General features: G+C 37.9%; 16 protein-coding genes. 13 read left to right on the forward strand and 3 right to left on the reverse strand.

What is annotated here, in order from left to right; genetic code table 11:
• The first annotated feature begins 57 nt into the window (after nucleotides 1–57).
• Nucleotides 58–333 (forward strand): PTS sugar transporter subunit IIB, encoded by a 276-nt coding sequence (locus tag AZE41_RS09670; protein WP_067208583.1) that lies wholly within the window; start codon nucleotides 58–60, stop codon nucleotides 331–333.
• Between the two features lies 1 nt (nucleotide 334).
• Complete coding sequence (locus AZE41_RS09675; protein WP_067208586.1) at nucleotides 335–1,597, forward strand: PTS ascorbate transporter subunit IIC; 1,263 nt, start codon at nucleotides 335–337, stop codon at nucleotides 1,595–1,597.
• 982 nt (nucleotides 1,598–2,579) lie between these two features.
• On the opposite strand, the gene AZE41_RS09680 is transcribed toward AZE41_RS09675, so the two are convergent.
• On the reverse strand, nucleotides 2,580–3,953 hold the full coding sequence (locus tag AZE41_RS09680) for a sigma-54 interaction domain-containing protein (protein ID WP_067208588.1): 1,374 nt from the start codon (nucleotides 3,951–3,953) through the stop codon (nucleotides 2,580–2,582).
• 205 nt (nucleotides 3,954–4,158) lie between these two features.
• On the opposite strand from AZE41_RS09680, the gene AZE41_RS09685 reads away from it, so the two are divergent.
• The 4 genes from AZE41_RS09685 to AZE41_RS09700 all read left to right on the forward strand — a co-directional run bounded on the left by AZE41_RS09685 (nucleotide 4,159) and on the right by AZE41_RS09700 (nucleotide 8,646).
• Nucleotides 4,159–5,142: a proline racemase family protein gene (locus AZE41_RS09685; RefSeq protein ID WP_082786548.1), complete on the forward strand. Its 984-nt coding sequence runs from the start codon at nucleotides 4,159–4,161 to the stop codon at nucleotides 5,140–5,142.
• Nucleotides 5,143–5,176: 34 nt separating this feature from the next.
• Entirely contained in the window at nucleotides 5,177–6,157 is a 981-nt protein-coding gene (locus AZE41_RS09690) for a proline dehydrogenase family protein (protein WP_067208589.1), read from the forward strand.
• A gap of 88 nt (nucleotides 6,158–6,245) precedes the next feature.
• Nucleotides 6,246–7,598: a branched-chain amino acid transport system II carrier protein gene (gene brnQ, locus AZE41_RS09695; RefSeq protein WP_067208595.1), complete on the forward strand. Its 1,353-nt coding sequence runs from the start codon at nucleotides 6,246–6,248 to the stop codon at nucleotides 7,596–7,598.
• Nucleotides 7,599–7,836: 238 nt separating this feature from the next.
• Nucleotides 7,837–8,646 carry an alpha/beta hydrolase family protein gene (locus AZE41_RS09700; protein ID WP_067208600.1) on the forward strand — a complete coding sequence of 270 codons (810 nt, stop codon included), beginning with the start codon at nucleotides 7,837–7,839 and terminating at the stop codon, nucleotides 8,644–8,646.
• A 566-nt stretch (nucleotides 8,647–9,212) separates the two neighbouring features.
• On the opposite strand, the gene shc is transcribed toward AZE41_RS09700, so the two are convergent.
• A complete protein-coding gene (gene shc, locus AZE41_RS09705) occupies nucleotides 9,213–11,087 on the reverse strand; it encodes a squalene--hopene cyclase (protein WP_067208602.1) in 1,875 nt (624 codons plus the stop codon).
• A 93-nt stretch (nucleotides 11,088–11,180) separates the two neighbouring features.
• Between shc and AZE41_RS09710 the strand changes: the two genes are divergently transcribed.
• Nucleotides 11,181–12,338: a DUF2515 family protein gene (locus tag AZE41_RS09710; protein ID WP_067208604.1), complete on the forward strand. Its 1,158-nt coding sequence runs from the start codon at nucleotides 11,181–11,183 to the stop codon at nucleotides 12,336–12,338.
• A 28-nt stretch (nucleotides 12,339–12,366) separates the two neighbouring features.
• A complete protein-coding gene (locus AZE41_RS23530; protein WP_335339522.1) occupies nucleotides 12,367–12,738 on the forward strand; it encodes a CBO0543 family protein in 372 nt (123 codons plus the stop codon).
• 506 nt (nucleotides 12,739–13,244) lie between these two features.
• On the opposite strand, the gene AZE41_RS23655 is transcribed toward AZE41_RS23530, so the two are convergent.
• Nucleotides 13,245–13,409 (reverse strand): BclA C-terminal domain-containing protein, encoded by a 165-nt coding sequence (locus tag AZE41_RS23655; protein WP_418064809.1) that lies wholly within the window; start codon nucleotides 13,407–13,409, stop codon nucleotides 13,245–13,247.
• 321 nt (nucleotides 13,410–13,730) lie between these two features.
• On the opposite strand from AZE41_RS23655, the gene AZE41_RS09720 reads away from it, so the two are divergent.
• The 5 genes from AZE41_RS09720 (at nucleotide 13,731) to sspL (ending at nucleotide 20,045) form a co-directional block, all read left to right on the forward strand.
• The gene (locus AZE41_RS09720) at nucleotides 13,731–15,521 is read left to right on the forward strand and encodes a S9 family peptidase (RefSeq protein WP_067208610.1); all 1,791 of its coding nucleotides are present in this window, start codon (nucleotides 13,731–13,733) and stop codon (nucleotides 15,519–15,521) included.
• A gap of 568 nt (nucleotides 15,522–16,089) precedes the next feature.
• Nucleotides 16,090–16,449 (forward strand): DUF378 domain-containing protein, encoded by a 360-nt coding sequence (locus tag AZE41_RS09725; RefSeq protein ID WP_067208613.1) that lies wholly within the window; start codon nucleotides 16,090–16,092, stop codon nucleotides 16,447–16,449.
• An 868-nt stretch (nucleotides 16,450–17,317) separates the two neighbouring features.
• A complete protein-coding gene (locus AZE41_RS09730) occupies nucleotides 17,318–18,772 on the forward strand; it encodes an alanine/glycine:cation symporter family protein (protein WP_067208616.1) in 1,455 nt (484 codons plus the stop codon).
• A gap of 315 nt (nucleotides 18,773–19,087) precedes the next feature.
• Nucleotides 19,088–19,783, forward strand: a complete 696-nt coding sequence (locus tag AZE41_RS09735) for a pseudouridine synthase (protein ID WP_067208619.1) — start codon at nucleotides 19,088–19,090, stop codon at nucleotides 19,781–19,783.
• 109 nt (nucleotides 19,784–19,892) lie between these two features.
• Complete coding sequence (gene sspL, locus AZE41_RS09740) at nucleotides 19,893–20,045, forward strand: small, acid-soluble spore protein L (protein WP_067208623.1); 153 nt, start codon at nucleotides 19,893–19,895, stop codon at nucleotides 20,043–20,045.
• Nucleotides 20,046–20,057: the final 12 nt, after the last annotated feature.

Consider the following 20,057-nt stretch of genomic DNA (forward strand, 5'->3'; position numbering starts at 1 on the left):
TCTATATAAGAAATTGAAAAGTACGATTAAAACAAGCAATCATAGGAGGAATATAAGATGAAAATTTTAGCAGTGTGTGGGAACGGACTAGGAACGAGTTTTATTCTGTCAATGAACGTAAATAAAGCACTAAAAGAATTGAATATTGATGCCGAATGCAAAAATATGGACTTAGCGAGTGCAAAATCAGAGGCAGCTGATTACTACATTGGTACCCCTGAAATTATGGAACAATTGCAAGACGGTAATAGAAAAACAATTGGTATCATTAATATGGTCAGTGCAGTTGAAATCCAGAAAGCGTTGACTTCTCATATCTTAGGGGAGCAATAATATGTTTGATCTGATAATGAAGGATATTTTAGGAACACCTGCCATTTTGGTTGGTTTGTTCGCTTTATTTGGTTTACTATTGCAGAAGAAAGCAATTACTGATGTTGTTTCTGGAACATTAAAAACCATAATGGGCTTCATTATTCTTGGAGCAGGTGCGGCTGTATTAGTAGGTTCACTTGACATCTTCGGAAATATGTTTGAAAAAGCATTCAATATTCAAGGTGTTATCCCGAACAATGAAGCAATTGTAGCTATGGCACAAACTGCTTTCGGTGCTGAAACAGCTATGATTATGTTAATTGGTATGCTGGTTAACATAGTCATAGCAAGATACACGAAATTTAAATACATCTTCTTAACTGGGCATCACACAATGTTCATGGCTTGTTTACTTGCTGCTGTTCTGTCAACTTCGGGCATGGGTAGTGTAATGATAGTAATCGTAGGCTCACTTATTTTAGGTGCATTAATGGTTCTACTACCTGCAATGCTACAACCTACAGTAAGAGAAATTACGGGCTCGGATGATATTGCTGTAGGTCACTTCGGTTCATTCGGTTATTTTGTAGCAGCTAAAGTTGCTAAATTGACTGGAGACAAAACGAAATCGACTGAAGATGTAAAAGTGCCAAAATCACTTGGGTTCTTACGTGATTCTTCTGTAGCATTGGCATTAACAATGGCAATTATGTTCTTTGTGGTTGCTTTGGTTGTTGGTCCTACATACATTGAAGAAAACCTGAGCGATGGTGCAAACTTCTTAGTGTTCTCTTTGTTACAGGCAATTACGTTCGCCGCGGGTGTATTCATTATCTTGGCGGGTGTTCGTATGTTAATAGCGGAAATCGTTCCTGCATTTAAGGGAATCGCAGATAAAATTGTTCCAAATGCGAAACCTGCATTAGACGTTCCTATCGTATTCCCATTTGCACCAAACGCAGTTATCATTGGATTCTTATCAAGCTTTGCAGCAGGACTGTTAAGTATGTTTTTACTACCGCTTGCAGGGTTAGCTGTTATCGTCCCCGGACTCGTTCCACACTTCTTCTGTGGAGCTGCTTCCGGAGTATTCGGCAACGCAGTGGGTGGGCGTAGAGGTGCTATAATTGGTGCTTTTGTACAAGGATTGTTAATCAGTTTCCTTCCCGCAATGTTGATGCCTGTTCTAGGTTCACTTGGATTTGAAGGTACAACTTTTGGTGATTCTGATTTCGGTGTTATAGGTATTCTAATAGGATATATAATCAATTTCTTCAACTAATTCAACTAATAACCCTAAGGGCTCCTTTTATGGAGTGCTTAGGGTTATTTTCATTTCTGTATATAGGAGTTTGAATCTCGGAAAAAGTCCTTGTAATTGGAATGAATTAGGATTCCCCCTAATACCGCTTCGACGCTTTGTGGATGCCTCCCGCGATAAGCCAGAAAGGAAACCACTTTCAGTCTTATCGCTCCGGCTAGCACGAAGACGCGCCTGCGCTGGATGGTCTATTTGAGAAAGCGCATTTCATTATCTGTGATGGAATCTGCAACCTAGAGTGCGTCTTTCTTGAATACAATTAGTATCAAGTAGTAATCGCCTTGTAATCTCGGCATATTCATCTCAAAATCACATTTCTCTCGATAATGAACACCCTATCGAAGGTATGGAAAAGGCATCTCCAAAGCGCTAAGTGTTCTACAATCCACACCCCGAAATACAACTCTCTCCTTATTGAGCCCCACAGTAAATTCAATGGTAACCTTTAAATCAACATATATAATCAATTTCTTTTCAAAAAGAGTATCCTTTTGCGGATTCTAACCTAAATAAAGTGTGAAAACGCAATGATCAGTCGGTCATTGCGTGTAGGGAGCGATTATTTAGTGAAGTTCCAACCGGTTAAAACAAAAGAAATATTAAATGAAGCTGTATCATTAGTTCGACGATTCTATATGGGGATGAAAGTGCTTAAGGAATCATTTGCTCAGTGAATCTTCGGAACAGGTCCAACTTTAAACGTGGCGACCGACAATGGCCTTGCGCGTGCAGCGAAACTATTCGGTGTTACGGTCTAGGCTCCATAGAAATCGGTCGTCATCCGGGTGTGATTACAGTCACTTTGCAGGTACGGAAGTCATATCTTGCTCAAGCAAAGCTATGGGATATTGTTAATTAAGATGAAAAACAGAGTGGGCTACCAATTTTGGTAGTTCACTCTGTTTTTTGCGAAGAACTATAGGTAGAAACTGTTCGCCTTAATTTAAACATCAATATTATACTGTTTAATTTTATTATAAAGACTGACTCTCGAAATACCTAATTTTTTTGCTGCGGCACTTTTGTTTCCGTATGTTTCAATAAGTACTTCTTTGATACGCTCATGTTCCAATTGAGCTTTCTCTTGGGCTAATCCTTTTTTGTTTACAAGGTTGTCAGTTGTGACGGGGAATATAGCCATAATGTCTTCTGCATGAATCGTTGAATTATCAATAATGATAATCATTCGTTCAACAACATTTCGTAGTTCTCGAATATTACCTGGCCACTGGTAGTTTGTGAACATCTCCATGGCGCTGTTCAGAAGTGTGGGTATTTCTTTTTGATATTTTGCGCAATACTCTTGAACGAAACTAGTGACTAAAATTGGGATATCCTCGATTCGCTCTCGGAGTGGGGAGATTTTCAAAGTAACAACATTTAAGCGGTAATATAAATCTTCGCGGAATAGCCCTTTTTTAATCATGTCTTCTAAATTACTATTAGTTGCAGCGACGATTCGGCTATTTACTTTTATTGATACGTTGCCACCTATTCGAGAAACTTCTCTTTCTTGTAAGACACGAAGTAACTTTACTTGCATATCAAGAGGTAACATCCCAATTTCGTCTAGAAATAATGTACCGCCGTCAGCCATCTCCACTTTTCCAGCTTTTCCGTCCTTGTGAGCGCCTGTAAAAGATCCTTTTTCATACCCAAAGAACTCGCTTTCAAAAAGAGCTTCGGGAATTGCACCACAATTTATGGGGATAAAAGGTTGATCTTTACGTAAGCTTGCTTCGTGTACGCCTTGTGCAAAAAGTTCTTTACCTACACCACTTTCCCCTTGAATTAACACCGTCGCATCTGTCTTCGCAACTTTTAACGCTAATTCCTTTGTGGATTGTATGGCACTACTATGTCCTTTAATTTCAGAGAAAGGACCTATTTGTCCCTGTAAATTATATTGTTGTTTGACCTTTTGTAATTCTGTAGTTGTTAATGATAACTTTTCATTTAATTTTACAATGCTTGTTATGTCTTGATCGATTGAAATGGCTCCGATTAAGTTCCCATCACTATCTAGAATAGGGGATGAGCTTATGAGGACATGCTTATCCGGGAGGGGTTGATGATAGACATTATAAACGGGCTTTTTCGTTTCAAGAATCTCTAATAACTTTAAATCTTCCTTTTTAAAAAAGGTACTAATCTTGTTGTTTTTTATAGCTGCCAGCGGTATTCCGTAAATTTGTTCAGCTTGAGAATTCCAATATTCTACTTCTCCTAAGGCGTTAATAATGGCAATTGCATCAGAACTCGTTTCGATTAATGTGTTCAAATAATAGTGCGAATGTTCAATGGGGATAGTATTCATTGCTTACAACATCCTCCCTGAGTAAAGTTGTTAGTGTTAATTTTGTATTTACAATACTGTAAACTTAATGAACAGTTCCTATTGTAATGAATTTTACGAACGATTGCAATATGGGGATTAGATATACTTTTTTGAGTTGGCACGCTTCTTGCAAGTATAGTAGTGAGCAAGAAATAACTATGTACTTGGGAGGTATAAACGCTTTATGGTGATGATAGGGAATTGTATACGGACGATTGATGCCCATACTATGGGTGAAGCAGCCAGAATTGTGATTGATGGTATTCCAGAAATCCGAGGGAATAGCATGATGCAAAAGAAAAATTATATGAAAACTGAAATGGATCATATACGGAAGCTACTGATGCATGAACCACGAGGACATTTGAATATGTTTGGTGCAATTTTAACTGAACCTTGCAATGTGGAATGTGATCTTGGTGTATTATTTATGGATAGTGGCGGCTATCTAAATATGTGTGGGCATGGAACGATTGCGGCTGTAACAATAGCAATCGATCAAGGGCTGATTGAGAAACGGGACAAGGTATTATTGGATACACCCTCTGGAGTTGTTGAATGTTATATCGTGTACGACAATGACAAAGTTAAAGAAGTGTCTTTTATTAACGTACCCGCATTTTTGTTGAAAAAGAATGTAAGCGTTTTAGTAGATGACGTAGGGCATGTCAATTTGGATATATCATTCGGCGGTAGTTTCTTTGCGATTGTGGATGCCAAGCAATTCAATTTGGAATTAAATATTGAAGAACAAGATAAAATTGTGGCACTTGGTATTGCGATTAGGAAAGCTGTAAATGAGCAACTAACAATAGTACATCCTGAAATTCCAGAAATTAATACAGTTGACCTTGTGGAATTTAGTTTAGAAGTAGAAAAGAATCACTATAAAAATACAGTTGTTTTTGGAGACGGACAAATTGACAGATCGCCTTGTGGAACAGGGACATGCGCGAAACTTGCAACGTTAGATCTTAACAAAGGTGAAGAAATCATCCAAGAAAGTATCATTGGATCACGATTTAAAGGGGCAGTCGTTGATTATACGGAAGTCCAAAATATTAAAGCAATTATACCGAAGATTACTGGATCTGCATGGATGACAGGGATTCATCAGTTTTCATTAGATGCAACAGACCCATATGTAGAAGGTTTTTTATTAAAATAATTAATAGTAATCACACAAAATGGAGGTATTGATCATGGGATTAACAAGAGATTTCTTTATTTTACTGTCACAAAACAAAGTTTTGAATAGCGGTGCAAAACGATGGGGGTTAAAACTAGGGGCACAGTCAGTTGTTGCAGGAACGAGCGTTGAACAAATGGTAGAAAGCGTAAAGCAATTAAATGCAAAAGGTATTGCTGCAACAATCGATAACCTTGGGGGATTTGTTTTCGAGAAGCAAGAGGCGATTGAGGCAAAAACACAAATCCTAGCAGTCATCGAAGCGATTCATGAACATGCATTGGACGCGCATATTTCTTTGAAGCCTACACAGCTTGGCTTAGATATTGACTATGATTTCTGCTTAGATAATCTAAAAGAAATTGTTGCGAAAGCAAACGACTATGCTATATTCATCAATTTTGATATGGAGGATTATGGACATTTACAGCCATCCTTTGACATCATTGATGAGCTTTCAAATGACTACACGAATATCGGAACAGTTATCCAAGCCTATTTTTATGAGGCGGATGAAAACCTTCAGAAATACAAAGACTACCGCATGCGAATCGTTAAAGGTGCTTACAAAGAGCCAGAAAACTTAGCGTATCAAGATAAAAAAGATATTGATCAGAATTATATTCGATTGATTGAATATCATTTGCTGAATGGTAAATTTTCGTCTATCGCAACACATGACCATCATGTTATCAATCATGTTAAAAAGTTTGCGAAAGATAATAATATCTCCAAGGACAAGTTTGAATTCCAAATGCTATATGGCTTTCGGAATGAATTACAACTGGAGCTTGCTAATGAGGGGTATAAATTCTGTACATATGTACCATTTGGAGTAGATTGGTATGGCTATTTCATGCGTCGACTGGCGGAGCGGCCACAAAACCTTAATCTTGTTGCGAAGCAGATGTTCAATAAAAAGACCAATACAATGATCGGCATTGGGGCTAGCGCATTTTTATTAGGTAGAGTCAGTAAAAAGAAAAGGATCTAAGCATATCAGCTAGCTATTTTGGGGGATGTACTAAACGATCTTATATGAAAATATGCATTTTTAGATGCGAAATTTAGGGGGAATTTACATGGAGAAAAAAATGCCGTTTTCACAATTAATAGCGATTGGTTTTATGCTTTTTGCTATGTTCTTAGGTGCTGGAAACGTTATTTTTGCACCAATGTTAGGTCAAGAGGCAGGAACAAATACATGGATTGCGATGGGGGGATTCTTAATAACAGGTGTTGGAATGGTTCTTCTTGCAATTATTGCATTAACGCGTGGGGGAGGAACTGTTGAAAAACTAGCGGGAAGGGTACATCCCCTATTTGCAACAGTATTCTCAATACTACTATTCCTAACGCTTGGGCCGATTTATGTGGTTCCACGAACAACATCAGTGGTCTATGAAATTGCGATCAATCCGTTAGTGCTAGATAAATCAAATACCAGTCTCTTTCTTTTTATTTTCTCGCTGTTATTTATTGTCCTGACGATTTACCTATCATGGAACACTACAAAGTTTGTGGATCGCTTAGGTAAAATCATAACGCCGATTTTTGTAGTGCTCTTAATTGTACTTGTTGGCAAGTCCATTATTACACCTATGGGGAGTTTTGGGGAACCTCAGGGCGATTATATAAAGGGTGCCTTCTTAAAAGGATTCACCCAAGGCTATTATACAATGGATGTTCTAGCGGCTTTTGTATTCGGGGGAATATTCATCAAATCAATTAGTGCCTTTGGCATAAAGTCTGAAAAAGAAGTATCCAAGTTATTTATTAAAGCTGGAATAATTACAATTATTGGTTTGGTGGCTTTACAAATCTCAATGGCATGGATAGGTGCTTCCAGTGTTAATCCAATTGGCTATATGGCTAATGGTGGAGAAGTATTAGCGCAAAGTGCTATCGTCTTATTTGGACAGTTCGGGATTTATATTATCGGAACTGTTATTTTGTTAACAGGAATCACGACAAACGTTGCTTGTTTAGCAGCTGTTGCGGAGTATTTTGAAAGAATTGTGCCTACTGTTTCATATAAAAAGTGGTTGATAGTATTTGCTTCTTTAGGTTTAGTTATTACAAACTTTGGACTTACGACTATTCTGACGTTGGCGTCTCCAATTTTGCTTTTACTCTACCCAATAGCAATCGCTTTAATCGTTCTAATATTTGCAAACAACTTGTTTAATGGCCATCAATCGGTTTATGTAGGAACTGTGATTGGTGTCGGTTTTGTTGCAATTCTTGATGCTTTAAAGGAGGCGACTATTTTTCCAGAAGCCATCAATACGATGTTTGGATTTATCCCTTTATTTGAAAATGGTGCGGGATGGGTTGTAACGGGGATCATTGGATTTGTTATTGGTCTAGTCGTAGCGAAATCGAGAAAAGAATCTGTTACATTAATCAATATCGCTGGTGAAGAAGTCCATTAATGATTAGTGGATTGAATAGTAGTTAGTTTTTTGAATGATAGGTAAAATGCTACAGGGGACATAAAAACTCCTGTGGCATTTTTATATCAAAGTTTTTTAAGGAACCTATACAAGATGTACCATTGAAAGCTTAACTACCTCACACTAACTCATTGACTTCTATAAATTACATACGTATAATACCTAGTAAACAGGTAAGAATAGTTTTTCGGAGAGTATCCTTGAAAGGGTGTTTACTATGACAAGTAAAGCGATTTCAATTTATGCTAATCAACTTTATCTTTCGGGGGTTCTTCATCTTCCAGAAAGGGTGCATCATAGAAAGGTTCCGCTTATTGTATTATTACATGGATTTGTCGGTAGCAAAGTCGGAGAACATCGGTTATTTGTGAAAGCAGCACGGTATTTCACAGCGAAGGGTTATGCGGTTTTTCGATTTGATTTTAGTGGTTGTGGGGAAAGCGACGGGGATTATGCAGATGTTACGGTCACGAAGCAATTAAGTGAGGTACAGGCGGTGTTAAATTATGTATCCATGTTACCTGAAATAGATGCAAACAATATTATATTAATCGGTCATAGTCTTGGAGGTGCTGTCGCTTCATTAACTGCTGCAGTAGATTGGCGAATTCGTAAACTTATTTTATGGTCACCAGTTGGGAAACCTTATAAAGATATTACCGGAATTTTAGGCGAGAACGCTATGAAAACAGCGGCACTAAATGGGGTAGTTGATTATCATGGGTTTTATGTGAGTCAATCATTTTTAACTGATTTGAAAAACCATCACCCTCTTGAAGCGATTCGTTCGTACCAAGAGGCAGCGTTGATCATTCATGCACAACAGGATAAGGATATACCGAAAGAACATGCTGCGCGTTATTCTGCATCATTGCAACAAAGACTTGTTCCTGACCGAGTAAACACGCATTATATTGAGGATGCAGATCATACATTTTCAAGCTACACATTTGAAAATGAATTATTCATGAAATCTACCGAATGGCTTGGTGATTGTTATGAGCATCCTGGAAAAGTAGCATTGTAGTTTTAAAGATGATTCAAAGAAGTTGATGGACTTAATAAAAGAGTCCGTCAACTTCTTTGAATTTCTTTTCAAAAAGAGTATCCCTTCTGCAGATTCCAACAGTTTACAAAAGAAAACTCTTTTATTAATAATATTGATTTTGATGAAAAATAAAAGGACAATAAATAACTTAGTATTAAGGGTGCTAAGTTACTTCTGGCCTTCTAATAAGAATAATTGCTCCCTTTCACTGGACTATTACGAATACTTTGATTGAGAAATGGTTTGTGATAGTCAAACAGTCATTTTTCTTTCATTTCATGATATAGGTTGCGATTATCCCAAGAATGATTCCAATTATTATGGTAGCACCAAATATTAATACTTGTTTCAATTCTCCATCCCTTCATTGTTATTATTTAAAGTTTATTGACGAGGTCTGGAACATATTCAGTGGAAAAAATAGATATTCAATATAGTTTTGAAGATCTCCCAGGTGACGCGATTATTCGTATACATGGGTTTATAAAGAAAATGATGGTCGTATCACTTTGGGCGTAAAAGCCCTATATATACAATAAAAACAATTATCCTTGAAATTTTTTTTCGTAATTGGTAAGCGTAAGCAAAGGAAAGATATATTGATAGCTATGATAGTGGATATAAAAACCTCCACCCATTCCTTGTCCAACCGGATAGAATAACGTCCAATCGACTTTATTATAGGTTTCTAGCAAATAGGAAATCCCTGCATCAATTTCGGGTGTTGCCTTTTCTGAAACCGCAATGAGTGTATCCAGTGCCCATGCTGTTTGAGTTAGGTTGCTGGAACCAAGAGGGATGTACTTAGATGCGAGGTCGCTTTTGCAAGATTCTCCCCAACCGCCGTTATGATTTTGTATCGAAAGTAACCAGTTTACAGCTTTTTGAATAGTTGGACTCCCTGGGCTTACACCTACCGCGATAAGACCAGTAATTGCCGCCCATGTTCCGTAAATATAGCAAATTCCCCAGCGCCCGTACCATGAACCATCCACTTCTTGATTATGAATTAGCCAATCTACCCCGCGTTTCATAAGGTCATGATTTTTCGGTAAGTTCGTATATTCACCTAGAAATTCAAGTGTTCTACCGGTTAAATCGGCACTGCTTGGATCTGTCAATAAAAATTTACCGCCTTCAATTGGAAGCAAGTTCAATAATTGATTATCAACATTTTTTTCGAATGCAGGCCATCCACCGTCACTATTTTGCATAGACATTACCCAAAGAATTCCTTTGTCCCAAGCTTGATGAATGCGAGTGTCTTTCTGAACTAGCTGTGAAATAGCCCTTAGTGAAGCCGTTGAGTCATCTATATCAGGATTCATCGTATTTACAGCTGAGAATCCCCAGCCCCCGGGTAAAACTCCAGGATTATGAATCGCCCAATCGCCATATTTAGTTTGCTGCTGCTCTAACAAGTATTCGCTTGCCTTTTCGATTACCGAATCAGTCGAAGGAACTCCTGCTTTTTGAAGAGCGTAGCTAATTAAGGACGTATTCCACACCGTTGCAGTTGTATATTGTATATGCTGCTGACCATGAATCGTACATTTCATCGCTTTTAGTCCTTCGACCGCCTTTAAAATTATCGGGTCGCTGTTGGAGTGACCAAGAGAGAGCAGGGAAAATATCATCAGAAACGTAGAACTAAAATAACTGTAAAGGGTTCCATCTGGCTCAATGTGATTGAGCATATACTGTTTTGTTTGATTGATGGCTAAAGAATTGAAAGTTTGAGATAAACCCAGAAAACTTTTAAGGTCATGTTCAATTATAGAAAAAAGTTCTTGGATATCTTGTATATTGAAAAAATCATCAGCTGTCTCTGGAAGGAATAATTCAGATAGATTAGGGCTGCTTTTTGTTGTTTTTACGTATTTCTTATTTGCTAAAATCATAATTGGAGCAAGATTTGCTCTTCCATACACAGAAAGGTCATAGAAATTGATGGGGAAATTGAGTGGCAAGAGGATAATTTCAACCGGTATTGGGAAATATGCGGGCCATGGATATTGACCGGTTAACGCCAGCATGATTTTTGTTAACATATGTGATTTTTCAAGACCACCGTTTGCCAAAATAAACTTTTTTGCCGCAAGCAATCTATAGTCTTCCTTGCTGACATAGCCTGAATAAAGAAGTGAGTAATAGGCTTCAACCGTAGCGGATATGTTCCCATCACCTTCATCATGGAAAAGTTTCCAAGCGCCATTTGCCTCTTGTTTACTCAATATTCTTTCAGCTAAATCGCGAACTAAATTTTCATCATCTATTTCCAGTGTCCTTACTAAAATAATCATATAGGCATCGGTTGAAATACCCGTTTCAAAGGGGTAATCCCATGAACCATCGGGTGTCTGGTCAGTTTTTAGTTGTTGGACTAATTGGCTAATCAACTGTTCGGTACGATATGTCAACGTCTCATCATCTCCTTAGTAAAGGTTATTCATATCTATATATCCCTATTCATAATCCTAAAGGAGGAATGATTTTTAGTAGGGGGGCGGCCAGTGTTTAATTTATTAAGAAAAATAGGGGGAAAACAACAACTTCCGGAAAGTTTACTATTAATTAAAGCTGATTTGAAGAAGTATAACTCTGTTCCTATTCTGGAGGAACAGCACTTATCTTGGGGGGATCAGCAACTTCTTCAACTGATTCGTTTAAAAACGAAACAGTTGAACCTGAATAATGTGACGAGAACAAAAGCTTACCTCGATTTCTATATTTTTCGGCCAGAAATTCACTGGGCATTCCTAGGACATATGGTTTCGAGAAATGGCGGATGGAATATGACGGATTTAAAAGGAGAGTTCCTTTCTAGACTTATGAATGAAAAAACAAAACAAGATTTCTATTCATTCTTGGAACGTGGGAACTGGCTTATATTCCAAGATGTATATCCGCAGTTCTTATTATATGAAGAAAGTCTATTTCAAAGTCGAAATTTGTTTTATTTGTTGCCTTACTTAAATGTTTCTGCTTTTATGGAAGTGATTTGGAATCGTTTCTGGGAGGAAAGTGATTCCTATACGCTTGCGATTGCACTCATAATTAATGAACAAAATTATTTGGAGAACAGAATCGTGCGAAATTCCTTCTATCAAAGAAAGGTTTTTCAGACGTTCGAATTCGTACTCCAGGATCTGCTTTCATTCAATCAAATTTTGTTTCCCTTTACTGACAGTGGAAAGTCAACTGAAAAGGCACCTCTTACGGGATTAACGCTTCATCAATTTGGATCGCTACATGAACGTATTATGCTCGGAAAGGATTTGTATCGATTACTATTTCATGAGGCAGACCTATTAGAAAAAGTTTATCGCTGGGCAACTACCCACCCACATACTGGTTCGCGTAAGGACTATTGGCCGGATGTTTTTAATGATGTGTTCGAAGGGGTGCCAGGATTGGCTATTACGAGGAGGTTAAAGTCTTGTGCGCTAAGAAAAGGAGCGCTTAGGTTGTATAGCCCGCGACTTGAGTATGTGTGGGAAAACATCCCTCATCACGAAGCGGAAACTGGAGATTGGTTCGAGCATTGGCGTGTTGTTGATTACTTAGTAGAAGTAAAAGAACCGGTTAATGGAAAGGTGATGGGTGAATACTGTGAAACACTTGAAAGGCTTGAACTCGCCGCTATCGCGAAAACGGCTATCTTCACGTAATGCATTCTTGTATTTGCCATCTATTTTAGTGGCTTCTTTACTGGGTACCTATTTAGATTTGTATTTTGTTGGAAAACAATTATATGAGTTCCCGGTTCGCCCTTTCCCAGATGTATTTTCGATTAATATTGTATTTACATTAATCATCCTACCTATGTTAATAGGGCTATATCTTTATTTGGTAGATAAAATGTCAAAATGGAGTAGGCTGATTTTTACTTTTTTTCTTAGCGCACTCGTGCCATTGATTGAGAAAAAGTCAATGCAATTAGGTTTTTTTTATCATGAGAATCAATGGAACCATATCTATTCGTTCATAGGTTATTTCCTATTTCTGTTGCTGATTTGGAAGATTTTTGAATGGGTGAAATCAGAAGTTAGACTATATATGTTGACATAAAGAATTCTCTCAACAATGCCCGCGCTAGGGGATGCCTCCCTATGAGGCGCCTTCGCTGGACATTATATAGAATCATTAGTGCAACATATATAGGTCTGTATATGCTGAAGAATCATGGAGAGGAACTTATTTATTCTAGAGCCTAGATTATAGCGGTTAGTCCGGTGTCACCGCTATAGGAATAACGAAAGAAATAATGACCGGAGATGAAAGTCAATGAGTTAGTTGCTAAACGAAGTACAATTGAAGATTTTGGTAATTTTTTCAAGCGATAGGGAACACAGCACTCTTCAACAATGAGCTACTTAAAAAATCAGTGATTGTCGGTAATAAGCGATAATCACTGTTTTTTTATTTTGAAATTCAACTTATGGGTATCTGGACTAAGTATGATTTAAAGTATATTGAATTACATGAGTACCTTTTTTTACGTGTGTATGACAAGGGGAAAATCAATTATAAATATAACTTGATGCAGCTACAGCGAAGCGAGGGATACAATTGAATCAGGAAATACCATTTAGCATCAGTCTAGCGCCGACAAGTAGTGAGACGGTTGTAGTAACTTGATACGGCTGATGATAGTGGTCGGTACCATGAATGGTGAAAATAGTGTTAGCACCATTCATGGAAGAACCATCTAGACATTGGTTGGTGGGGAGCAGGTACACCAAGCAATACTAAAATAGTACTCCCAATTGTATTGGAGGCATACATAGAGGTAGAGGTCAAACTTGTCTCCGTAGGCCATGTTGGACCATTAGTTCCGTTAGAATACACAGCTGCAAAAAAATGCACATATAATAATCATTTCTACTTTTTATGTCCTTTCTCTATTGAATTTTTTTGGCACAGTTTGCTTATGTGTGTAAAAAAAATAAGTCATTACCACTCTCGAAAAGCGGAATCCTTTCGGTATTCTATTTTATCTGATAAATGGTATACTAATAGGAAGAAATGAAATTGCTTTACTACCATTTAGGGGGTTCATAATGATTAATTTTCCGAAACCAACAGTCGAGCAATTTTTCCGTACGTATACGATTACAAACTTTGCAGTAAGTAGCGATGAAAAGCGATTAGTGTTTAACGCTAATTTAAATGGCAAAATGAATTTGTGGGCGATGGATTTGCCGGACACTTATCCATATCTGTTTGCTCATAGGGATGAATCATGTAATTTTATAAAATTCGATCCAGAGAACCGGTATGTGTTAGCGGGATTTGATAAGGATGGAGATGAGAATTATCAAATTTATGCGATACCGAACGAAGGTGGATTGCCGCATCCACTTATTACAGGAGATGCATCTGAAAAGTATTATTTTAGCCATCTGAGTGCAGACGGAAAGTGCGTGTACTATGAGACATCAAAAGAGAATCCATCTTTTTTGAACACGCGGATTCGTAATTTGGAAACAGGAGAGGATAGACTGCTGAATGTCGGAGAAGTATCAACTACCGAACTAGCTGCAGTATCCGAGAATGAAGAATCATTTGTTTATTTACGAGCATTTGCCAATACATATATCGTTGGCTTTGTAAAGATGGGGGAAGAGACCTTCAACATTACACCGGACCCAGAGAAGGTCCATGTTGCCATGGAACCAGTTTTCACAGATAATGAAACAATTTACTTTGCAACGGATTACGACAGCGACGAAATGTATTTGGCTAAGTTCGATTTGACATCCAAAGAGTTTTCCAAAGTCCTAGCCTTTGATGGGGAAAGTATTCAATCGGTTAAATGGGATAAGGACAACAAAGCGTTCTATCTTATCACTGTCAAAGGTGTTACAGATATTTTATATCGGTATGACGTTGCCACCGACAAAGTTGAAGAATGCTCGTTGCCTGTTGATATCATAGAACAAATACAAGTGGCGAAATCGGGAAATCTTTATATATTAGGACGCAGTGCAACCGTACCACATAATGTCTATCAATCGTCTAACGGTGTAGAGTGGAAGCAATTGACGAACAATCGTGTCTTGGGATTAAGTCCAGAGGATATGGTGGAGCCAGACATTGTTTCCTATACAAGCTTTGATGGAATGGAAATCGAGGCTTTATTGTTCAAAGCGAAGCCCGAAAATGATAACGGTTATACGATTTTCTGGCCACATGGTGGACCGCAATCAGCTGAGCGGAAAATGTTCCGTTCGATGTTCCAATGCTTCATTAATAGAGGCTATACAATTTTTGCGCCGAACTTCCGTGGAAGTACAGGATATGGATCGGCATTCACAAAGCTAGTTGAGCTGGATTGGGGCGAGGGACCAAGACTTGACTGTATCGCTGGAATCGAGTGGTTGTTTGAAAGTGGGTTTACAGACCGAAATAAGCTGTTCCTTGTCGGCGGTAGCTATGGCGGATACATGGCACTATTATTGCATGGGCGACATTCAGACTATTTCAGAGCAGTTGTTGATATTTTCGGGCCGTCTGATTTATTTACCTTCATCAACTCTGTTCCACCACACTGGAAGCCGATAATGGAACGATGGCTTGGGGATCCCGAGCGCGATAAAGAACGTTTCATCAAAGACTCACCTGTTACTTACTTAGACGGCATGGTAAAGCCTATGCTTGTCATTCAAGGAGCAAAAGATCCACGAGTCGTCAAAGAAGAGTCTGACCAAATCGTTGCAAAATTAAAAGAAAAGGGCCGTGATGTCGAGTATCTCGTTTTGGAAGATGAAGGACATGGGTTCTCGAAAAAAGAGAATGAAATTAAAGTATATAGTTTGATGCTGGCATTTTTGGAAAAGCATCAGGCGTAGATTATTAATTCAATACGAATAGCCGCTTTGAGAGATGGAAATCCAAATCTTAAAGTGGCTATTTTTTCATTAATCCATGTCATATGGCGTTGAAATTTAACCTAGACAAACACTAATGCATTGATTCACACTCAAATTAGTGAATCGACAGGAAATCAATCTATGGAGAAAAGAACAAGCACTTTTCCCGAAAAAGTAGTTTACAAGAACTATTGAAAAGTAATATTTCCTGTCATACCAATAAATGCATAATTGGATTCAGTCAATGCTAAGCATTCACATCCTCCCGTTAGACCTTCTTAATAGGTATCGAAAATTAAAATAACGTGATTAGTCTTTAGATTTTCACGAATTATAATTTAATGTATTAAAACACTCTATTGGCAGAAGATAAGAACAAGTCTTAGCGATTTACGGATGAATTGTTTTTATTGTGACCATTCCTGAAGGTATCATCCAGACAGCACTCGGGAAAGACCTTACGATGAGAAAAAAGAACATTTCATTAGTGATTGCGGCGGCGATTAGTTTATAAAACGGAATAGTAATATGGAGGAGGTGTTAATTCATGAGAGCGATACAACGGATTGCTTTGGCATTAGTAATTATTGGTGCTATTAACTGGGGTTTAATTGGGATTTTTAAATTTGATTTAGTAGCATCAATATTTGGTGGGCAAGAGGCATTTTTGTCAAGGGTGATTTATGTTCTTGTTGGTCTAAGTGGACTGGTTTGCTTAGGGATTTTGTTTAAACCAATGGAAGAAGTAGTTGAGGATACAAATCATCGCAACTTTAACAATCTCAACTACGACACAGAATTCGGGGAGGAGACAGACTTTTCAAAAGAACAGGTATCAGTCGAAAAGAAATCTGTTGAAAATAATATTAAGGGTAAGAGTAAAGGTTCTTCAAAAAAGAAGAAATAATGGAAACAGAGTGAAGTTGCGATATTATTGGAAATATCCCTGTCTATGTCAACAGAACATAGACAGGGATATTTATTTGGGAAAAAGTATCTGATACAAATACAAATTGGTATTTCATCCGAACTAGGAGCCAGAAATTTCGGATACCGATTAGTAATTGATATCGGGAAATTTTTAAACCTTTATATGTTTGCATCAATTTTACGATTAAGAAAGCTACGTCAAAGGAAGCGCTATATAAAGTCGATATTGAGGATGCATTGACGAATTCAAATTTTGCTTAATCAAATCGGCCGAGGTGATTTTTTATTATCAGTGCGATGAATGCCAATCCTGAATCGTCATTTTCTGTTTAATAATGAAAGGCGAATTGAAACAGATACTGGCTATGATTATGTATGAGACAATCTCGAATTTACGTCCATTACTTTTACTTGGCAATCGGTTTGAATTCAGATTTGGCGAGCGAAGAGCGGACCTCGAATAATGCCATTCCATTTATTATTCGAGGTCCTCTGAAAAAATACAGAGTAATTGCAGCCGAGAATTTCACCCTTTCTATGTATTACAATGCCCAATTGAACAAGCAAAGAATGATGATCTATCGCTCTGAACAGTTACGTTCATTTTCAAAATAACTAAAAGGCTATGCAGAAACTACAGTTGCATATTAATAATTAGAGTATCAGGTATGTAAGTGAATGTCTGGTATCTTTTGTATGTTTATATGGATATGTGAGTTGATAGTAATTTCGCATAAAGAAAATGCCTTACTAAAAACCGAATAGAACTCGTCTACAAACTGAAATTCTATCATATAATCAGAAGGTATTGTCTGGAAATTTAAAAAAGGGTGGAGGGGTGTTTAATGGAGGATTTTGTAAATGGACTGAATAACATTTTATGGAGTACGCCAGTCATTTATATTTTACTTGGGGTCGGTTTATTATTTTCTGTATTGACGCGTTTTTTGCAGGTGAGGCACATTAAAGAGATGGTTACATTGATGTTTCAGGGGAAAAGTTCAAATGCTGGTATTTCCTCCTTCCAGGCGTTATCGATTGCACTTTCCGGGCGGGTTGGGACAGGTAATATTGCGGGTGTGGCAACGGCAATTTATTACGGAGGACCAGGAGCTGTCTTTTGGATGTGGGCAATCGCTTTCATTGGGGCCTCAAGTGCCTTTGTTGAATCCACACTAGCACAAATATACAAAGTGAAACAAGATGGACAATATCGCGGTGGTCCAGCTTATTTTATTGAGAAAGGGATAGGATGGAAGTGGTTTGGAACTCTATTTGCAATTGCTGCTCTAATTGCGATGGCAGTCCTCATGCCAGGTGTCCAATCCAATTCAATTGCCGTTGGGATGAATAATGCATTTAGTATTCCCCAATGGGGAACAGGGCTTGTAATTGTAGCTATCTTAGGTTTCATCATTTTAGGTGGAGTCAAGCGAATTGCGAACGTTGCACAGATTATCGTTCCATTCATGGCATTGGGGTATATGCTGGTTGCACTCGTAATTATTGTAATGAATATCAATCTATTACCTGAAGTCTTTGCATTGATTTTTAAAAGTGCTTTTGCCATAGATTCCGCTTTTGGCGGTATCATTGGTATGGCGATTATGTGGGGCGTGAAGAGGGGAATATTCTCAAACGAAGCAGGACAGGGAACTGGAGCTCATGCGGCCGCGGCGGCAGAAGTATCCCATCCAGTCAAACAGGGTTTGGTTCAGTCTTTTTCCGTCTACATTGACACATTGTTCGTCTGTTCAGCGACAGCATTTATGATCCTGTTTACGGGAATGTATAACACACAGGCAGAGGATGGAACATATATCGTCAATAATATCCCTGGTGTAGAACAGGGCCCAGGATATACACAGGCAGCAGTTGACAGTGCTCTTCCTGGTTTTGGAGCAGGCTTTGTAGCCATTGCGCTCTTTTTCTTCGCTTTTACAACAATCATGGCCTATTATTATATTGCAGAAACAAACATAGCTTATTTAATACGAAAAAAGAACACGAAAATGGCCATGCTCATATTGAAAATCGTCATTCTAATCATGACTTTTTGGGGAACAATCAGAACGGCAGAGTTGGCCTGGGCACTTGGAGATGCGGGTTTAGGTATTATGGTATGGCTGAATGTCATTGCGATTTTACTACTGACCAAACCAGCGCTACTTGCCTTGAAAGATTATGAAAGTCAGAAGAAATTAGGGCTTGATCCTGTTTTTGATCCCAAGAAGCTGGGCATAAAAAATGCTGATTTTTGGGAAGAGGATTATAAGCAGGATTCCGATGATCGTTTATGAACCTAAATTTAATAGCATAGTATGTATTTGGTATTTAAAATCATACAAAAGAGAATGGAATCGGATTCTAACATAATTCAGAATTAGGTTCCGGAAATATAGTTAAAATCAGCCATTTATGTGAATGGCTGATTTATTTTTGTGTTTTTATTCTTTTAAATGAAATTGTTAGTCATTTACTGTCATGAGACGGTCCTTATATATGTGGGCGAATACGGTAAATTTAGTGTGGTAAAATAGGGTAAGCAATGATCTGTGGAGTTGAACGGAATCAAGAGCAAACAGATTGTTTACGATGTAAATGGAGGAAACAATATGAGGCTGAATCAATTTATTAGTTCATCGGGGCTTTGTTCCAGGCGAAAGGTCGATGTGTTGATAAAAGAGGGGAAAGTGACTGTGAATGGGAATCAGATTTCACTAGGACATGTGATTTGTGAAGGGGACCGGGTAGAAGTGGATGGGCAACTTATCAAAGCGAAAGAAAATGATATTTATCTTATGCTCAATAAACCACCGGGTGTGACGTGCACCTCGGCGAGCCGAATTGAAGGGAATATTATCGATTTCGTCAATTACCCGGAAAGGATTTTTCCTGTTGGACGTCTAGATAAGCAGTCTGAAGGGTTAATTCTTCTGACGAATGATGGCAGCATTGTAAACGAGCTTTTACTGGAAGAAAATAATAATGAAAAAGACTATATGGTCACAGTTGATAAAAAAATAACCGCGGCGTTTATAGATGAAATGGCTAAAGGCGTGGAAATTTATAACCCTAGAAAAAAGGGGAATGTACTAACAAAGCCGTGTAAAGTCATTCAAATAGATGATAATTGCTTTAGAATCACCTTGTCACAAGGATTGAACCGACAAATTAGAAGAATGTGTAGACGGTTTCAAATTAATGTCACTCGTTTACAACGTGTGAGGATTAAAAAACTCCCCCTTGGTACGTTAGCTCTTGGTGAATGGCGTCAATTATCGAAAGAAGAAGTAGCTGGGTTAAAATGAAAGGTTGTATGATTAAATGCATATTCACGGGAGTGTATATACAACATTTGGACATACTATAATTTGAACTAAAAAATTGTAGAATGTCTAAATGGAGGTGAAAGAACTAATGACGAAAAACAAAAATATCAATAGTGATCACAATAACGATAAAGGGAAGAAAGCCACTAGTGTAACGCCTCAAGGTTATGGAGATACTGAATTCGCTGAAGAGCCAAAAAGCAAACTGGAAGAAAGAGCTAAAAAGAAAAATACCAAATAGACTTTAGGTGTT

The sequence above is a fragment of the Sporosarcina psychrophila genome, assembly GCF_001590685.1.
Lineage (GTDB): Bacteria > Bacillota > Bacilli > Bacillales_A > Planococcaceae > Sporosarcina > Sporosarcina psychrophila.